Below are 14,755 nucleotides of genomic sequence, written 5' to 3'. Positions count from 1 at the left end.
ACGTCTCATCGTGTCAGTGATACGAGATTGATACCGTATCACTAGGAGGACTGGGAGCGATGGCGAGCATCACACAAGTAAACGGGAAGTGGCGCGCACTCGTGCGCCGTAAAGGCTTCCCATCATATTGCAAAACCTTCGCGGTCAAGGCGCAGGCCCTTGCATGGGCGACCAAAATTGAGGCGAGTCTTGATGAAGGCGTATCACCAGGTGCAGAGGTTGTGCGAGATCGACGTTTCACCGTCAGCGAATTGATACGAGAGTATCGCAAGCTGATGGAGCAGACCAGGCCTATCCTGGACACGTCCAACTCACACTACATGCTCAAGACTCTGGATCTCCATCTGGGTCAGCTCGACGCACAGCGCTTGTCGGTAGATGACCTGGTGGGCTTCGCGCTGGTTCGCAAGGAAGAAGGGGCAGGCCCTTATACCGTCAATATGGATGTGTCCAAGCTCGGCACAGTCATGCGCTACACCGGATCATTCTTGCGGCTGCAGTTGCCTGATGTGGTGGGCATGTCTAGGCCAGTGTTAAAGCACATGGGCCTGATTGGGTCAGGCGGTAGACGCGAGCGGCGGCCGCAAGAGGATGAGCTGGCTCGCATCCTGGCTTGGCTTACCGATAACAAAGGAAAGGTGTATGCCGACTTTGTGTACTTTGCAGCGTTGACGGCAATGCGTCGCAGCGAGGTGTGTGGGTTGTTGTGGGCAGATCTGGATGAAAAGAAGCGCTTGGTGTTGATACGGCAGCGCAAAGACCCGCGAAGCAAGAAGACCAATGATCAATGGGTGCCGCTGTTGGGTGAAACCTGGGATGTTGCAAAGGCTCAGCCGGTGATCGAGGGTGAGCCGCGTATCTTCTCAGTGCATCCGCAGACGGTGAGCAAATACTTTAAGGAAGCTCGGGAGGCGCTGGAGATCCCCGACCTCAAGCTGCACGATATGCGGCATGAGGGGACTAGTCGTCTGTTTGAAGATGGCTACGCGATACAAGAGGTTGCGTTGGTGACGGGGCATAAGAAGTGGGAGACGCTCAAAAGATACACGAATCTTCGGCCGGAAGATCTTCATCGCAAGAAAGAACAGAAATGAAAAAATATATTATTTTTGTTATATTTTCTCCATTAATTTCTGTATTTTTGGTTTTTAAAATAAGTTTCTTGTGTGGCGCTATTTTTCAAGTGGCGACTTTATTTTCTTTAATGTGTGTGGCTATCTATGAATCAATAGTGAATGACCGTTGTCCTCGCTGCAAGAGGTACTTCGTGATGGGCTGGAAATATCCAAGAATCGATAGAGGGCCGGATTTGCGCTATAGAAGTAATAGGAGGATGTGTCATTCTTGCGGTTTTGAGCATTAATGTGTGATGCTGGCCTTATTTGGCATTATTCCGAATGCTGTCAAAGTGCGCCGCCACATCCCGGTAGTCGGCATATCGCTTGCCGTTGTCAAGATATGTCGGAATGTCGAAGGTGTTGGCGCTTATACGGTTATGCACCGTGCCTGGTGTGATGCTCAGCAGTTGGGCTAGCTGGTTCACATCGAGGCGCAGGCCATATTTCTCGGCCACAAACATTTGCGTGACCAGGCTTGGCCCGTTGGTGGCGGGCGCTGCTGTGGTGGTAGCGCGGCGGGTCATATCAGTTTTCCTCGTTCTTCTTTTCGGTAAGTTGTTCGCGCACCTCGGCGCGGTAGCCATCGAGGGCAGTGCGCACGTCTGCACGCAGCTGCAGGTTCTCGTCGGCCACCTCGCGCGCAAAGCGCTCCAGCGTTTCGCGCTGCCAGGTAGAAAAGTCAGTGCGCGGCATTTCAGTTCACCAGGTCTACGTGCAGCTGCTCGGCTTTGATGTGCTCGGTGCCGTGCCCCATGCTCTTTGCGCGGTGGATCACCTTGTTCTGCAGGCGGTGCAGCTCGCCATAGGTCACATTGCGGATCTGGAACATGTAGTAATACGCCATGTCATCCAGTGCGGCCAGCTCGGGGCCGCGCAGGGGCTTGGTATGCCAGCCGCTGGGCGTCTCGCACCTGTTGAAAATGGCGGTAGCGGCCTGATGGGCTGCGTTGATCTGCTCGGTAAAACCCTTCACGATGCCGCTGCGCTCGATCTCCTGCGAGATCTGCCAGAAGGTATTCAAGGCCTGGATGTGCTCGCGCTCGTAGCGAACATGACGCAGCGCGGCCAGGCAGTCATCAAGGGTGCGCTGGACGTTAGCCAGCTCATGCGGGCGCAGGCCTGAAACATGTTCATTGGCATGCGTGAGCGGGTTGCGCACCAGGCGTGGCTTACGGGGTTTGCGGCCGTGGGTCATTGGGTGGTCTCCTTGCTGGGATTGCGCTCGGCATCCACTGCGCGGCCAATCTCTAAGGCGGATTCGCGGGCCTCGATGGTGACGCCATCAAAGGTTCGTACGTATGCTCTGACGCCATGCCATTGGCTAGACGCGCTCGCTTCGGTAACGCGTGCAATTGCATCGATGTGCAATAGATGCAGATGGCCGTCTCTTTCGGTGATCTTGATCATGCAAGCACCTCGCCGGTGGTTGATTGCCAGTTGTCGCAGCACGCATGGGCCTTCACCTGGAAGTGATGGCGCGTGCAGAAGCGCTGGTAGAAGGTTGGCATCGAATCGCGCATCAGCTGCTGCTCGTTGTAGTGCTTGCAGGTAGAGCAGCGGGGCACGCGTTCCTGGTAGCCCACAGTCTTTTTGAGCTGGGATAGCTTGCTCATTTGCGGCCTTCCTCTTGCTGGATGCGCTCGTCGCGCATGTTGGCTATGTTCTTCTTCAGGCCTTCGTTGATTGCCTGGAGCACGTCCGCCACGCTCTGGCAGTGCCTCTGATAAATTTGAGCGAGCATGGCGTTGGCACGCATCTGTATGTGGTCGTCCAGAGTGGCAATGAACATCTTGCGCAAGCTGGCAACGGACGGCATGGGCTCCGATTCAGGCAGGGACGATGCGCGCGCGGCCTGCAGGCGCTTGCGGCGTGTGGTGGAGGTTTTAGCCATGGGTCTGGCCCTTTCCTGCAGTGCCGGCGCGTGCTGCAGCTTCCTGGCCTTGAATCCAAGGCATATCGAATGCGCGCTGGATGGCCTTGATGGCGTTGTCTGCGGCAACGCCTCCGTGCTGCCTGGTGTCAAGGGCGTAGTGATAGTCGCGCAGCGCTGTTTGCACATCGAGCACAGAAGTAATCGCCAGCTTGAATGTGTCGTGGCATTTCTTGGCAAGCGCCTCGGGGATCATTCGCGCCTGGTTGCCGTCCGGGCAGCAATCGCGGAACTGGGCCTCCACCGGGCCGACATGGCCGCAACCTGGGCAGTAGCGGGTCAGTAGTTCAGTTGCATTAAGCGCATCAGCGGGCAGGGCCTGGTGTGCCGTGAAGATTGCAGCAAGCTCCGCAACATCGTTGTCAGAGCATCCCCCGAGGCCCGTGTTTTTTGCGAACCAAGCATCGACTGATTTAATCAAGTCACCCGGCAGAGCCACCGGCTGGGCCTGCACCTCTGCCTGGGCAGTAGCCATCTTGTGCAGTACCTCCATGCGGGTCACCAGTGTGCGCAACCTTACGCCCTTGCAGATCGTGACGCTGCCAACTGATACGTCGCATGGGAGCGGCCAGTCCATGGGGTCGGCGGGTGCCTGTGCTGCTGCCAGCGCCTCATCCACCATCTTCTCGAATACGCTCTGGCTGACCTCATGGCCCGTGCACTCATCGCGGTAGTAGCGCAGGGCGGCAAGCGCTTTGTGCTCATTGCCTGATAGCTGTGCTGCCACTGTCTGTGCAGCGTAGTCCAGCACTTGAGTGGCGCTGTATCCGTCGTGGCTGGACTGCTCGCCGCCATGCCCGTTGAATTGGGCGGGATAGGCTGGCTTTGGCAATGCGGGATGTACTGGACAAGGCCAGCGCAGCGATCCATCGCCGCTGGGGCAGGTGCAGATATTGGTGTTGCTCATTGCACGATCTCCAGGTCTTTGATGTTGAAGGACTGAACCTCTGGCAGGCCGCGTTTGATAATTCCGGGGAATGCCACGCGCCAGACGTTTTGCTTCGCGCCAACGGAGTAGCGCAGTTCGCCTTCCTGGTCGCGCAGGCGGCTGTACTTGGGGGCGATGTCAGCATCCGCTTTGATCCGAACCTTTACGCCTTCCTTGAAGGCATCGGGATCTGCGGGAGCGACGGCTGCGGCCGGAGGTTCGCAAGGGGTCAAGTGCTCCCGCGTTGACGAGAAAGGCGACCTGTCTGGAATGTTGATCAGGTAGTCGTCGCGCACCTTTGAGTACACCTGGCCGCGCTCGCCGCGCAGCTTCTTGTTGCTATGGGTGTTGTTGACGGTTACCCATGCGCCAACAGTCAATTGCTCGCCGCTTGCGGCGTGCGTGTCTGCCAGGGGCTTGGTCGGAGGGAACGGCCAGGCAGCAGTACGGGTGGGCGCTGTCGCAGGCTGGGCGACAGCCACAGCCTGCGCATCGTCATCCTGCGCGGCCGCAGCCGCGCCTGATATGTCCTCCTGACCATCACCCACGCCCTCGGCCGCGCCAGCGGGGCTTTCGGCGGCTTGCATTGCCTCGGCAATCTGCGCACGCGCAAACTCAGCGCTGGTTTTGGGCGTCTCGCTCGCCTGGGCCTTGGCTCCCTTCTTCCCCCCGCGCCCCTTCTGCGCTTGCGCAGCGGGGGGTGGGGTAGAGGCGGCTTCCTGGGGCTTCAATGAATCATCGGGAAGCGTACTGAGTGCAGCTTTTTTGACTTCCTGCTGCTTTTTAGTTGCTTTTTCTGCGCGCATGTTGGCCTTTGTGCTTTGCTGCACAGTCAGCGCTACTACGCCGACTTCTTTGGCGATGGTCAGTAGATATTTGTTTTGCTCCTTTGCGTCCAGCCAGTAGCGATACTCGGTATCGCGGAACACCAGCAGGTTGAGCAGTGCAGAGACTGGCTCGGGGTGCGCGTCGATCCAGTCGAAAATGGCCTGCGACTGACCGACCTTGCCCAGCTCGTGTAGCTTGCAAAACTGCTTGGCCTGCTCCTGGTTCAGGCTGTTGGCCTCGCGCTTGGCAAGCAGCAGCACCACGCCGCTTGGCAAGGTGGATTCAGGTTGCTGCAGCAGCTCTTCACGGATGCGGGCCGCAACATCCTGGCGCCAGGTCGATTCATATTTCACCTTTTCCTGGGCGGCTTCCTTCTCCTTTGCCGCTTTGGCTTCGGCTTGGTTGTCCTTCTCCACCGCGACTACAGCTTCTTCATGCCCGGCTTGTGCAAGCAATGTAGAGACCTGGGAGGGCAGCAACACGGCCACCAGCTCGCCTTCCTTGTGCGGGTTGGCGATCATGGTCGGCTTGATCCCGGCCGATTCCATCTGCTGGCCGATCAAGGCGCGCAGGGGCTCATCAGTCGGGCTGTCGTATTTGTCATCGAGGCGCAGATAGCCTTCAACCCTGGTGCTGTAGCTATGGGGCATCAGTGCCTTGGCCTCTTTGCCCTCGATGACCTCATAACCCTGGTCGTGGGCAGCTTTCAGCACGCGGTCGTTGTGGGCCTGTTCCTTGGCTTCAAAGCACTTGCTGTCAGTGCACATGTCTGCACTTTTCACATCGGCAAACAGATCGCGGTCATTGGCCGTGTTGAGAGGGCACTTTGTGCACGCACCGGCCTTAGGGCACAGCGTGGCGTCGGCCACATCAAAGCGGGCATCGCGCAGGTACAGCATGTACTGGCGATGGATGAGTTCCTTGGCTTCGCGGGCGCTGCTGTAGTAGCCGCCGTTGCGCACATCGTCCAGCGCCTCTATCTGCAGGGTGTGATGGGGAATGCGGGCCAGCAGCAGAGCGCGGCTTGCATCGATGTCGCCCTCGCGCAGGGCATCGCGGGCTTCCGAGCACAAGGCCAGCAGCTTGAGACGGCCAAAAACATAGCTGCGGCTCATGCCGATCTTGGCGGCAACTGCATCGGCATTGATGCCAGTCGCCTGCATGAGCTGCTCATATCCCTCGGCCTCTTCCAGGGCGCTTACGTCTTCGCGCTGCAGGTTCTCAATGATCTGCACTTCCAGTGCCTGGGCGTCGTCCAGGTAGCGGATAACAGCCGGGATCGTGGCAAGGCCTGCCAGCTTGGTGGCACGCCAGCGGCGTTCACCGGCCACAATCTCGTAGGCTGGCAGCGGCATGCCTTTGCTGCGGTTATCAAAGGTGTCCTGCAGGCGCTCTGGCGGCAGCGGGCGCACGATGATGGGCACATTGACGCCCATGGCCTTGATGCTTGCGGCCAGCTCCGACAGCTTGCCCTGGTCAAAGGATTTACGCGGGTTCGTGCGGCTGGTGACGATCTCGTCAATCTGCAGCTCGCGCATCAATGGGCCTGCGCCTGGCAGCGGCATGGCCTGCGTTGCGGTGTCAAACTCATTCGTCGCCATAATCTGCTCCGATGTATGTGATGGATGGGGTTCTGTCGCGGGCTTCGTCGGGATCGCGCATGCCGGACATCACTGCGGCCTGATACCAGGAGTAACCTTCGTCAAGCAGATCGAGATAGCGCTGTGCGGTGTCGCTATCGCAGCCGTTTTTCTCTGCAATGGATTGGGCGCGGCTCATACCATCAAGCTCTGTGCATCGCCTGCCCGGGCGCCGTGGTGCAGCAGCACCAGCTGCAGGGGCTTGCCCGCTTCCACTTCGCGCTGCATCTGCAGGCGTTCGGGCACGGTGACGTGCTGCCAGACGCAGCAGTCAAACAGGCTGGATGGGGTCTTGTGCACGCCGTTGCACTGGGGGCATACGTGCAGCTGGGGTGTGGGTTGGGTACGCATGGTCAACTCCTTACAGTGGGTAGCCCGCAGGCAACAACATCAGGTGCTGCTCTGCCAGGGCGTAGGACATGGAAAAATCGGTGTGCTCGGGGCGCTCGGTAGACAGCACCAGGGCGCCGCGCACTGGGTGGTGCGCCGCCGTCGTGGCCGGGGTGTCTTCCGTCTGGTCAAGCACAAAATCAAGGCCGAAGTGCTGGCACAAGGCCTGGGCATTGGTGCGCATGCCGCTGCCCAGCGGCCCGTAGATCACGATGGATGGGTACGACATGCACGCCCCTTGCTTTAGAACTGCAGCGAGAGCGCAATGGCCGAGGCCGCGCCGACACTGATAGCGATCACGCAGATCCACATAGCAATCCATGGCGCGGCGCGCAGCAGGCGTTGCTTGGTGGGCGGGTAGTAAGGGCCGTCGAGCTGGATAGGTGCTGGCATATCAGCGCTCCTGCACGGCCAGCACGGCCTGATTGTTGAAGTGTTGACGGCCCCAAGCCAGCGCGGCGGCATGGCTGTCGGCCAGCTTGGCGTGCATGCGGCCAGCGCAGATCAGTAGGTAGAGGTGCATGCCGCAGCCCTCGTCTTTGTCGGGCTGGCTTTCCATCGTGCTGCCTCGATCTGCACTGCGGCATCGACCGCGCCAGGCACACCGATGTGCAGCAATGCGCCGTCTTCAATGGCTTGGTTTTCGCTGCTTTTCGCGGCGGACAAAGTGGCGTGGTGGCCGTCCCACAAGGCGTCCGAAGTCACTTTGCTGCGGGCTGTTTTGAATTTCTGGAACAGCTTTTCTGATGACTGGCGCATCTGCGCTGCGTGCTTGATCCAGATTGAGTTGAGGCGCAGGGCAGTGCAGACGTGTGCACTGGGTTCTGGCGCGCTTGCGGTTGCTTTCATCGTCTACCTCCGTTGTTAGTCGGTAGACGGGATTGTTAGACTAACCTAACATTAAGTCAATAGGTAAGCCTAACAAATGTTGTTTGTTAGGCGTTAGGTTTACAGAACTTGGCGAACGTAGGTGTAGTCAGTGCCGTTTTTATTGGCGCAGTTCTTGTTCCAGTCCACTTTTGAGCCGGAGCTGTCAACGGCCATGCTCTCAGTCACTGTGGCGTTGAAGCTGTTTGTGCCCCGATAGACCACGCAAGTGACCTTGCTGTCCAGGTACAGCGCTTGGACAAGGTCAAAAGACTTTGGGTTCTTTGATGACTCTTTGATTGCAGTCACAATTCGGCGAACGCTCTGGAATTCGGCCTCGGTTTTGGCCTTTGCCGCCGCCTCTTGAGACTTTTGCTCAGGAGATTTAGCGGATTCTGAAGCAGCCAGCGTGGCTGCTGCTTGGTCTCTGGCGTCTTTGCTTTTGCTCTCGCCAAATATGCAGGAAACAGCTGCAATGGCAAAAACACCAGCAATGCACCATGTCAAGAGTGAAGTTTTCCGTTTCTCGCTCATGTCCTTACCCGATACGTAGAGACCACCAGCCTAACACTTTGCCGCTAATGTTTAGCGTATCTTGCGCCTCTGAGAGCTTGTAGATCTCGCTGTCTGGGTACTCTTCTCGGTTGTCACTGCGCAGCTCAAGCGACCCATCAGCACGAATCAGCGCTTTTTTGAGTAGGAATCTCCCGGCGACATCGAGAACATAGAAGGCAGGAGCGTCAATGAAACGATGGCCTGTATCAACAAACACAAGTGACTTATCTGGGATTGTGGGGTGATTGCTTCGGCCAATGGCGGTCAGGATCTTTACTCGATCTGGATTGGCTGTGCCAAGCTCACTGATCAACCAGCTTCTGAGTACGTCAAGGTATTGGACGATGCTGACGGGCTCCTCCACTTCATTCCCGGAGCCCATCGATGGGCGTGGCGACAGATGCTGGATGCGGACGAAGTCCTCCTGCGGTTCGTCTCTGGTGCTCGAAACCGAATAAATGGGGGCAGCTTCAGCAACACGAAGCGCAGTAGGGGCAGGACTCACAGCTCCCGACCCACTATTCAACCACTCCTGAGAGCAGTTCAGTAAGGCGGCAAGCGCAATCAAGTTTGTCGAGTTGAGGCTTTGTACCTTGTCATTTACCCAGTCGCTAACAGATGGGCGGCTGACTTTGAGCTCCCGCGCAATATCGGCCTGACGGATGTGCAATGCATCCATGCGTTGTTGGATGCGTCCGCCGAGCGTGTCTGGATAAATGTCCGACATGGTAAGTCTGTCCCTTCCTCTAATTAGCCAATCCTAACGAATTGAGTGTTCGCCTTGGTTTATCTCCTTGTTAGGTTGCTTGTCTTGTTTGTTAGGTTCGGTTAACATGCGGGCTATGCAGCGTTCTGTCCAAGAAATCATTGAGGCCCTTAGCGGTGTAAATGCAACCGCAAGGTTCTTTGGTGTGCAGCCTCCAAGTGTCACAGGGTGGCTCGAAAAGGGGTGCGTTCCGCGCGGCCGTCTGGTCGAGGCGGCTGCGCGTCTTGAGGTGCACACAAATGGCTGGTTCAGTCGGAAAACGCAATGGCCGGATACCTATCAAGCCATCTGGCCGGAACTTGGGCAGGACGTGACTGTTTCCAACCACCCCAGCTGATAGCCAGCGCCCGGTTGCGCCGCTTTTGTCTCCGGCGGCCAGGGGCTTTCCAGTTGCTCCAGATCGCGGGCGTTGGTGCTGGGGTGGTTTTTTATGGATGGCATGGGGTGAACTGTGACAGCACAGCGGCCCGGTGCCTATGGCGTTTTTAAGCGGGGGTGGATATGTCTTGTACAGATGCAGTGAAGCGGGCCGCGCAGGCCTACCCGGGCGGGATAGAGGGTATGGCGGATCGCATGAAGAGGAAATACAGCACGCTTGACAAGGAGCTGCGTGCATCAGGCACCTTCAAGCTGGGCTTGGAGGATGCGGTGGAGATCATGACGCATAGTCACGATGCCAAGTGCCCGCCAGCGCTTGATCTGCTGAACATGATGGCAGACCTGGTTGGCGCGGAGGTCGTCTTGTTGCCTGATGCTTCAGACGACAAGACATGCACCGCAACCCATGTAGCCAATTTGATGCGGGAGTGCAGTGATGTAGTCGCAAGCGCATCGGAGTCCGTAGCTGACAACGATTTGAGCCCCAATGAATTTGCCCGTATTGAGAAGCAGTGGGCAGAGATGCTGCATGCGGGCCAAGGCCTGATGCGCTATCTGCGGGCAAAGTTGCAGGCTGATCAAGCGCGCTGGTCAAACGGTGGAGGTGCCAGATGATGGATGTCTCTACGCACACCCCCATTTGCGGCCGTCCAGCCGGTGAGGTTCGCCAGGCGCTGCTGCAGGCTTGCGAGCAGCTGCACAAGCCTGGTCAATCTGCAACTTTGCAGGAGTTGGCCCAAGCTGCATGCGTAGGCCTCGATGTGGCCCGCCGCACTCTCGATAACTTGCGTCGCGCGCGCCTGGTGGCAATCGTCCGGCATCGCCGCGTGTCATATCGCAATCGCCCAGTGGCCGAGTGGGCTCCTGGTGCTGCCTGGGCTGGTGGCGTAGGCCACGGTGCCGGATCTAGCGCATTGGCAACGGTGCTGCAGAGCTGGGGGCGGTAGCGATGACCCATAGGGAAGAATTGCCGCCCCTCAAATACAGGGAGTTGGCAGAGGCGCTATTGGATCGCATTGACGAGCTGGTGCCGCGTTGGTTGCCTGGTGGGCGGCGCGAAGGCCATGAATGGAAGTGCTCTGATCTGGGGGGCGGCAGTGGTAGCAGCTGCAGCGTTTGCATGGAGGGCAGCAGGGCGGGCCGTTGGGCAGACTTCAGTGGCGACGAGAAGGGCCGTGATCTGCTGAGCCTGTACGCGGCCATTCACAACCTGAGTATTGGCAAGGCTGCAATCCAGGTGGCCCGAGAAGAAGGGCTGGAGGCCGTTGCAGGCGTGGTGAAGACCGCTGCCGGTGCGCCTGTGCAGCCCGCAGCAAACCCGCGCCCTGCTGCCCCCGCAAAGCCTAAGCCGGTAAAAGAGAACTGGACGCCTATTGTGCCGGTGCCGGACTATGCGCCTCCCACTGACAATGTACATTTTGATCGAGGGCAGGGCCTGCACGTTGCAGAGTACCGCTACGGCGATGATCTGATGGGCTACGTGGTGCGCTTTGTGAAGAGCGATGGCAGCAAGGTAGACATCCCCCATGTATTTGCCAGCAGCGATAAAAAGAATGGTGCTAAATGGGTATGGCGGCACTGGGACGAACCCAAGCCTCTGTTTCTGCCGCTGGCACAGTTTCCGCGCGCCGATCAAACCGTGGTAATTGTTGAGGGCGAGATCAAGGCGATCTTGTTGCAGAAGACGCTGGATTCGTTCGCACCCGGGGTGTATCTGGTGTTGAGCTGGGCTGGTGGGTGCAAGGGATGGGCGAAGGGCGACTGGGGGCGTTTGCGCGATCTCACGGTACTGCTTTGGCCGGATTGCGACAGTCAGCGGCATTTGCCGTCAAAAAAAGAGCTGAGCGCGTGTGCGACTGAGGAAGAGCGGGAGGCGCTAAAGAACGCGCAGCCGTACCTCAAACCAGACAAGCAGCCGGGCGTGAAGGCCATGCTCGGTATTGGTCGCCTGTTGCGCGAGCAGGGCTGTGATGTGAAGCTGCTGCCCATTCCGTTCCCTGGGGTGAAGCCCAGTGGCTACGACTGCAAGGACTACATCGAGACTGAGGGCTGGACGGGCGAGCACATCGTTACATCGTTTTTTGGCAAGGCCTACCCTCCTGGCTGGGATGCCGAGGATCAATCGGCGGCACCGGAGGAAAAGCGCGAGGCCCCCGTTGGCACTGGCGGCGATGGTGGGAATGGCGGTGGCAAGGGCAAGAAACCTACTGCGGCTGCTGCTGATGATGGCGATGGCTCTATGCCGACCTGGCTGGAGCCGTACTACGAATGGAAGCGTGGCAGATGGAACCTGTGCCGCAGCCTCGTGGTGGATGCGTTGCGCCGCGATCCAGCCCTGCAGGGTTGTGTCGCATATAACGAGTTGACCAAAGAGCAGGACGTTCGCAAGCCCTGGCCCTGGAGCGATCAGGCGCGAGACGATTGGAGCGAGGGCAGCGCAGATCTGCTGGCACGCTACCTGACAGATCGCTATGGCGTGGGCGATGTGGCGGTGACTACGGTGCAGGACGCCATCCGGGTTGTGGGCTACGCCGAGCGCTTTCACCCCGTGCGCGAGTACCTGCAGGGCCTGGTGTGGGACAAGAAGCCGCGCCTGTCCAAGTGGCTGGTGTTCGTATTGGGTGAGACTCCGGCCACATTGAACCCTGCGCTGTATGAGTACCTATCGTTGGTGGGGCGCTTCTGGTTGCAGGGCATGGTGTGGCGGGTCATGGAGCCTGGTTGCAAGTTTGACTACATGCCCGTATTGGAGGGCGTTGGAGGCCTGGGTAAATCCACCTTGGCCCGATTGTTGTGCGCGTTGCCCAAATGGTTTGGTGACAGTAAGTTTGACCTGGAGCGTGGCAAAGAGGCGCTGGAGCTGGTGCGCGGCAAATGGCTGTACGAGATTGGTGAGCTGTCGAGCTTCAGCAAGGCTGGTGTCAATGACATCAAGGCATTCATCAGCTCCATGATCGATACGTTCCGGCCATCGTATGAGCCGAAGGCGAGGGACTTTCCGCGCCAGGTCGTACTGGTAGGCACTACCAACGACGATAAGTACCTGCGCGACCGCACGGGTAATCGGCGCTTTTGGCCGGTGCCCGTGCGCCATGAGATCAAGCTCGCATGGCTTGAGCGTTGGCGAGACCAGCTGTTTGCCGAGGCCTATCAGCTATATCTGGAGAAGGCGGAGTATCACCCATCCAAAGAGGTAGAGGCTCGGCTCTTTGTTCCCATGCAGGAATCGCGCCTGGTGGAGTCGGCCATCGATGGCGAGCTGCTTACCTTGCTGACCCGCCCGCCAGGGCAGGATACGAATTTGATCAACTGTGATACGCAGCGCGTGCCGCTTACATCGTTGGTGAAGGCCTTGCATGTGGATGCGGGCAAGAGCACGCGGGTGCTTGAGCAGCAGATACAGGGCTGGCTGGCGAGCAATGGATGGGTCAACAAGGGCCGTCAGCGAATCGACGGCCAGCTCAAGGCGAGTGTGTACTTTCGGCCTGAGGTGTGGCCGCCCGAAGAAGTCAAGAACACCATGACCTGGGCCGAGTCCGATGACGACAAGGCGCAGAAGGCCGATGCGCAGCCAGGCGCAGTAGATGCGCCTGTGAGCATGGCCGACCAGGTCAAACACTGGTTGGGTGATATGGATGCACCTTTCTAATTTCAATCAACCATGCAAAGCGGTGCCTGAAACGCGCCGCACTGCCTGCGCAAGTGGAGGCGTGATTCGCGCTTGCGTAGTGGCACGGGCGACAGTGCGCCCGGCCTGCGGTGCGGTGGCGGGGATGGGTATCGCATCACCTACCAGCTGAATCTGTTCACCTGTTCCGGGTGTTCAGGCATTTCTCCTAGAGCACTGTAGTACCACCAACACCATGAATCTTGGGGTTGAAGCTGCTGCATTGCCTGTTGGTTGATGTGTTCCCTGTGCACCCTGGGCAGCGGGCGGGCATATGCGGGATGTGTGGGCGCGTGCGTGGGTGCGCGTGACGCGGTTCCTGTGTTCTCTATATCAAGTAACTGAACAGGGTGAACAAGTGAACAAACCTCAAGATCATCAAGGGACGGCAATGAGTTCTGACGAGCTGCAACAGCGCCTGGATCACATCAAGCGCAACATGCCGAAGACGTATGAGTTGATAGTGAAGAAGGCCGAGACCGAAGGCAATGCTGTGTTTCGTACTGTGCGCCTTGGCTGCCTGGGCGAGCCAAACCGCTTCTGGGCCATGGAGGCGGGACACTTTGCTGGGACGGCATTCAACATGCGCTCGGTGGAGCAGGAGGTGGCCTGGCAGATGGTGAACTTTGGCGATGACTGGGCGATTGTCTTTGACCCAGAGTTGGACGGCGGCAAGCGTCCGGCCACTGCAGGAGGCGGGGGAGGTGGCAATGGCACGCATTGAACGGATCAAGCAGCGCCTGGACAACTGGGCGCTGTGGAAGTCTCGCATGCTCAGCGGTGGTAGTGGCTGGGCCACGCGCAATGTGCTCGATGTTGACTGCGGTGTGTTCAATCGTGGCAGCTACAACGGTGCGATCATCCCGGCATTCGACGAGGATGCACAGGAGATTGATGCCGCCATCAAGGCCATCGAGACGGCCAGGCCCCACCTGGTGCAGACACTGAACCACATCTACTTGCACGACTTGGGCGTCAAGATGGCCGCAGTTCACCTGGGTTGTGCAGAGGCCACGGTACATGCGCGGCTTGGGCAGGCCGATGCAGCCATTGATATGTGGCTGCAGGATCAGGCCAAGGCCAAGGCCCAGCGGCGTGCTGCTGCCGAGGCTGAGCAACTGCAGGCCGACATGCGCAGGAATGCAAATAGGACTTTTACGTCATAGAGACTTTGTGTACATTCCAGCTATCTTGTGATTGGTGTCTCTAAGGTTTCCCCCTCCACCTTGTCGGCCCAGCACAGGTAACCCGCTTCAGGCAACTGCAGCGGGTTTTTTATTGGAGTGATGCGGCATGAAACAACAAGCCTACCGGCGTGACCATGATGCGCGGCGCGGCTCTGCCGCATCGCGTGGCTACACCAGCAAATGGCGCGCATCGCGTGACCAGTTCCTGCGAGACAACCCGCTGTGCGTAATGCATGAGGCACGGGGTGAGCACGCCGTTGCGACGGTGGTTGACCACAAGGTTGCACCTCGGTTGCGCGAAGCCAGGGAGCAGGGTGATGCTGACCAGGTGGCCGCTGCGTACCGTCTGTTCTGGGATCGTGACAACTGGCAGCCGCTGTGCAAGCACTGCCACGACTCGGTCAAGCAGCGCCTGGAGAAGTCGGGCCGCATGCCTGGCTGCGACGTGAGCGGCATGCCGACCGACCCCGGCCACCACTGGAACCGCAGGGGGTAGGGGGG

Annotated in this window: 23 protein-coding genes; 7 read left to right on the top strand and 16 right to left on the bottom strand. The window is 58.7% G+C overall.

The genetic code is table 11. The features are described 5' to 3' along the window. Nucleotides 1-59: 59 nt before the first annotated feature. Entirely contained in the window at nt 60-1,094 is a 1,035-nt protein-coding gene (locus tag LAD35_RS22265) for a site-specific integrase (protein ID WP_224153251.1), read from the top strand. A gap of 284 nt (nt 1,095-1,378) precedes the next feature. On the opposite strand, the gene LAD35_RS22260 is transcribed toward LAD35_RS22265, so the two are convergent. The 16 genes from LAD35_RS22260 to LAD35_RS22190 form a co-directional block, all read right to left on the bottom strand. Next, nucleotides 1,379-1,642: a hypothetical protein gene (locus LAD35_RS22260; RefSeq protein ID WP_224153250.1), complete on the bottom strand. Its 264-nt coding sequence runs from the start codon at nt 1,640-1,642 to the stop codon at nt 1,379-1,381. Nucleotide 1,643: 1 nt separating this feature from the next. Beyond that, a complete protein-coding gene (locus LAD35_RS22255; protein WP_224153249.1) occupies nt 1,644-1,811 on the bottom strand; it encodes a hypothetical protein in 168 nt (55 codons plus the stop codon). A gap of 1 nt (nt 1,812) precedes the next feature. Then, complete coding sequence (locus LAD35_RS22250; RefSeq protein WP_224153248.1) at nt 1,813-2,313, bottom strand: hypothetical protein; 501 nt, start codon at nt 2,311-2,313, stop codon at nt 1,813-1,815. After that, nucleotides 2,310-2,525 (bottom strand): hypothetical protein, encoded by a 216-nt coding sequence (locus LAD35_RS22245; RefSeq protein WP_224153247.1) that lies wholly within the window; start codon nt 2,523-2,525, stop codon nt 2,310-2,312. The genes LAD35_RS22250 and LAD35_RS22245 overlap by 4 nt, the downstream gene beginning before the upstream one ends. Further along, the gene (locus LAD35_RS22240) at nt 2,522-2,731 is read right to left on the bottom strand and encodes a hypothetical protein (protein WP_224153246.1); all 210 of its coding nucleotides are present in this window, start codon (nt 2,729-2,731) and stop codon (nt 2,522-2,524) included. The genes LAD35_RS22245 and LAD35_RS22240 overlap by 4 nt, the downstream gene beginning before the upstream one ends. Next, the gene (locus tag LAD35_RS22235) at nt 2,728-3,009 is read right to left on the bottom strand and encodes a hypothetical protein (RefSeq protein WP_224153245.1); all 282 of its coding nucleotides are present in this window, start codon (nt 3,007-3,009) and stop codon (nt 2,728-2,730) included. The genes LAD35_RS22240 and LAD35_RS22235 overlap by 4 nt, the downstream gene beginning before the upstream one ends. After that, nucleotides 3,002-3,955: a hypothetical protein gene (locus LAD35_RS22230; protein ID WP_224153244.1), complete on the bottom strand. Its 954-nt coding sequence runs from the start codon at nt 3,953-3,955 to the stop codon at nt 3,002-3,004. The genes LAD35_RS22235 and LAD35_RS22230 overlap by 8 nt, the downstream gene beginning before the upstream one ends. After that, nucleotides 3,952-6,405, bottom strand: coding sequence for a ParB/RepB/Spo0J family partition protein (locus tag LAD35_RS22225; RefSeq protein ID WP_224153243.1), 2,454 nt, complete (start codon nt 6,403-6,405; stop codon nt 3,952-3,954). Before LAD35_RS22225 ends, LAD35_RS22230 begins: the two co-directional genes overlap by 4 nt. Then, a complete protein-coding gene (locus LAD35_RS22220; RefSeq protein ID WP_224153242.1) occupies nt 6,392-6,583 on the bottom strand; it encodes a hypothetical protein in 192 nt (63 codons plus the stop codon). Before LAD35_RS22220 ends, LAD35_RS22225 begins: the two co-directional genes overlap by 14 nt. Continuing rightward, nucleotides 6,580-6,795: a hypothetical protein gene (locus tag LAD35_RS22215; RefSeq protein WP_224153241.1), complete on the bottom strand. Its 216-nt coding sequence runs from the start codon at nt 6,793-6,795 to the stop codon at nt 6,580-6,582. Before LAD35_RS22215 ends, LAD35_RS22220 begins: the two co-directional genes overlap by 4 nt. 10 nt (nt 6,796-6,805) lie before the next feature. Next, the gene (locus tag LAD35_RS22210; RefSeq protein WP_224153240.1) at nt 6,806-7,063 is read right to left on the bottom strand and encodes a hypothetical protein; all 258 of its coding nucleotides are present in this window, start codon (nt 7,061-7,063) and stop codon (nt 6,806-6,808) included. A gap of 14 nt (nt 7,064-7,077) precedes the next feature. Continuing rightward, nucleotides 7,078-7,227: a hypothetical protein gene (locus LAD35_RS22205; RefSeq protein WP_224153239.1), complete on the bottom strand. Its 150-nt coding sequence runs from the start codon at nt 7,225-7,227 to the stop codon at nt 7,078-7,080. 1 nt (nt 7,228) lies between these two features. Further along, a complete protein-coding gene (locus LAD35_RS22340; RefSeq protein WP_263434681.1) occupies nt 7,229-7,357 on the bottom strand; it encodes a hypothetical protein in 129 nt (42 codons plus the stop codon). Continuing rightward, a complete protein-coding gene (locus LAD35_RS22200) occupies nt 7,339-7,683 on the bottom strand; it encodes a hypothetical protein (RefSeq protein WP_224153238.1) in 345 nt (114 codons plus the stop codon). Before LAD35_RS22200 ends, LAD35_RS22340 begins: the two co-directional genes overlap by 19 nt. A gap of 99 nt (nt 7,684-7,782) precedes the next feature. Beyond that, nucleotides 7,783-8,235: a hypothetical protein gene (locus LAD35_RS22195; RefSeq protein WP_224153237.1), complete on the bottom strand. Its 453-nt coding sequence runs from the start codon at nt 8,233-8,235 to the stop codon at nt 7,783-7,785. Nucleotides 8,236-8,239: 4 nt separating this feature from the next. Beyond that, nucleotides 8,240-8,983 (bottom strand): S24 family peptidase, encoded by a 744-nt coding sequence (locus tag LAD35_RS22190; protein ID WP_224153236.1) that lies wholly within the window; start codon nt 8,981-8,983, stop codon nt 8,240-8,242. Nucleotides 8,984-9,541: 558 nt separating this feature from the next. Between LAD35_RS22190 and LAD35_RS22185 the strand changes: the two genes are divergently transcribed. From LAD35_RS22185 to LAD35_RS22160, 6 genes are all read left to right on the top strand, one after another. Further along, complete coding sequence (locus LAD35_RS22185; protein ID WP_224153235.1) at nt 9,542-10,015, top strand: phage regulatory CII family protein; 474 nt, start codon at nt 9,542-9,544, stop codon at nt 10,013-10,015. Beyond that, the gene (locus LAD35_RS22180) at nt 10,012-10,347 is read left to right on the top strand and encodes a hypothetical protein (RefSeq protein WP_224153234.1); all 336 of its coding nucleotides are present in this window, start codon (nt 10,012-10,014) and stop codon (nt 10,345-10,347) included. Before LAD35_RS22185 ends, LAD35_RS22180 begins: the two co-directional genes overlap by 4 nt. A gap of 2 nt (nt 10,348-10,349) precedes the next feature. Further along, nucleotides 10,350-13,049 carry a VapE domain-containing protein gene (locus tag LAD35_RS22175; protein ID WP_224153233.1) on the top strand — a complete coding sequence of 900 codons (2,700 nt, stop codon included), beginning with the start codon at nt 10,350-10,352 and terminating at the stop codon, nt 13,047-13,049. Nucleotides 13,050-13,458: 409 nt separating this feature from the next. Then, nucleotides 13,459-13,791, top strand: coding sequence for a hypothetical protein (locus LAD35_RS22170; RefSeq protein WP_224153232.1), 333 nt, complete (start codon nt 13,459-13,461; stop codon nt 13,789-13,791). Beyond that, nucleotides 13,778-14,233, top strand: coding sequence for a hypothetical protein (locus LAD35_RS22165; RefSeq protein WP_224153231.1), 456 nt, complete (start codon nt 13,778-13,780; stop codon nt 14,231-14,233). Before LAD35_RS22170 ends, LAD35_RS22165 begins: the two co-directional genes overlap by 14 nt. A gap of 127 nt (nt 14,234-14,360) precedes the next feature. After that, nucleotides 14,361-14,750 (top strand): HNH endonuclease, encoded by a 390-nt coding sequence (locus LAD35_RS22160; RefSeq protein ID WP_224153230.1) that lies wholly within the window; start codon nt 14,361-14,363, stop codon nt 14,748-14,750. The last annotated feature ends 5 nt before the right edge of the window (nt 14,751-14,755 follow it).

It is taken from the genome of Comamonas odontotermitis, assembly GCF_020080045.1.
Taxonomy (GTDB): domain Bacteria; phylum Pseudomonadota; class Gammaproteobacteria; order Burkholderiales; family Burkholderiaceae_C; genus Comamonas; species Comamonas odontotermitis.
Note: the sequence above shows the minus strand (reverse complement) of the source record. Positions and strands in the feature narration are given on the sequence as shown.

Coding starts and splice junctions, on each gene's coding strand:
- LAD35_RS22265 (WP_224153251.1), top strand. CDS start 60: ATGGCGAGCATCACACAAGTAAACGGGAAGTGGCGCGCACTCGTGCGC.
- LAD35_RS22260 (WP_224153250.1), bottom strand. CDS start 1,642: ATGACCCGCCGCGCTACCACCACAGCAGCGCCCGCCACCAACGGGCCA.
- LAD35_RS22255 (WP_224153249.1), bottom strand. CDS start 1,811: ATGCCGCGCACTGACTTTTCTACCTGGCAGCGCGAAACGCTGGAGCGC.
- LAD35_RS22250 (WP_224153248.1), bottom strand. CDS start 2,313: ATGACCCACGGCCGCAAACCCCGTAAGCCACGCCTGGTGCGCAACCCG.
- LAD35_RS22245 (WP_224153247.1), bottom strand. CDS start 2,525: ATGATCAAGATCACCGAAAGAGACGGCCATCTGCATCTATTGCACATC.
- LAD35_RS22240 (WP_224153246.1), bottom strand. CDS start 2,731: ATGAGCAAGCTATCCCAGCTCAAAAAGACTGTGGGCTACCAGGAACGC.
- LAD35_RS22235 (WP_224153245.1), bottom strand. CDS start 3,009: ATGGCTAAAACCTCCACCACACGCCGCAAGCGCCTGCAGGCCGCGCGC.
- LAD35_RS22230 (WP_224153244.1), bottom strand. CDS start 3,955: ATGAGCAACACCAATATCTGCACCTGCCCCAGCGGCGATGGATCGCTG.
- LAD35_RS22225 (WP_224153243.1), bottom strand. CDS start 6,405: ATGGCGACGAATGAGTTTGACACCGCAACGCAGGCCATGCCGCTGCCA.
- LAD35_RS22220 (WP_224153242.1), bottom strand. CDS start 6,583: ATGAGCCGCGCCCAATCCATTGCAGAGAAAAACGGCTGCGATAGCGAC.
- LAD35_RS22215 (WP_224153241.1), bottom strand. CDS start 6,795: ATGCGTACCCAACCCACACCCCAGCTGCACGTATGCCCCCAGTGCAAC.
- LAD35_RS22210 (WP_224153240.1), bottom strand. CDS start 7,063: ATGTCGTACCCATCCATCGTGATCTACGGGCCGCTGGGCAGCGGCATG.
- LAD35_RS22205 (WP_224153239.1), bottom strand. CDS start 7,227: ATGCCAGCACCTATCCAGCTCGACGGCCCTTACTACCCGCCCACCAAG.
- LAD35_RS22340 (WP_263434681.1), bottom strand. CDS start 7,357: ATGCACCTCTACCTACTGATCTGCGCTGGCCGCATGCACGCCAAGCTG.
- LAD35_RS22200 (WP_224153238.1), bottom strand. CDS start 7,683: ATGAAAGCAACCGCAAGCGCGCCAGAACCCAGTGCACACGTCTGCACT.
- LAD35_RS22195 (WP_224153237.1), bottom strand. CDS start 8,235: ATGAGCGAGAAACGGAAAACTTCACTCTTGACATGGTGCATTGCTGGT.
- LAD35_RS22190 (WP_224153236.1), bottom strand. CDS start 8,983: ATGTCGGACATTTATCCAGACACGCTCGGCGGACGCATCCAACAACGC.
- LAD35_RS22180 (WP_224153234.1), top strand. CDS start 10,012: ATGATGGATGTCTCTACGCACACCCCCATTTGCGGCCGTCCAGCCGGT.
- LAD35_RS22175 (WP_224153233.1), top strand. CDS start 10,350: ATGACCCATAGGGAAGAATTGCCGCCCCTCAAATACAGGGAGTTGGCA.
- LAD35_RS22170 (WP_224153232.1), top strand. CDS start 13,459: ATGAGTTCTGACGAGCTGCAACAGCGCCTGGATCACATCAAGCGCAAC.
- LAD35_RS22165 (WP_224153231.1), top strand. CDS start 13,778: ATGGCACGCATTGAACGGATCAAGCAGCGCCTGGACAACTGGGCGCTG.
- LAD35_RS22160 (WP_224153230.1), top strand. CDS start 14,361: ATGAAACAACAAGCCTACCGGCGTGACCATGATGCGCGGCGCGGCTCT.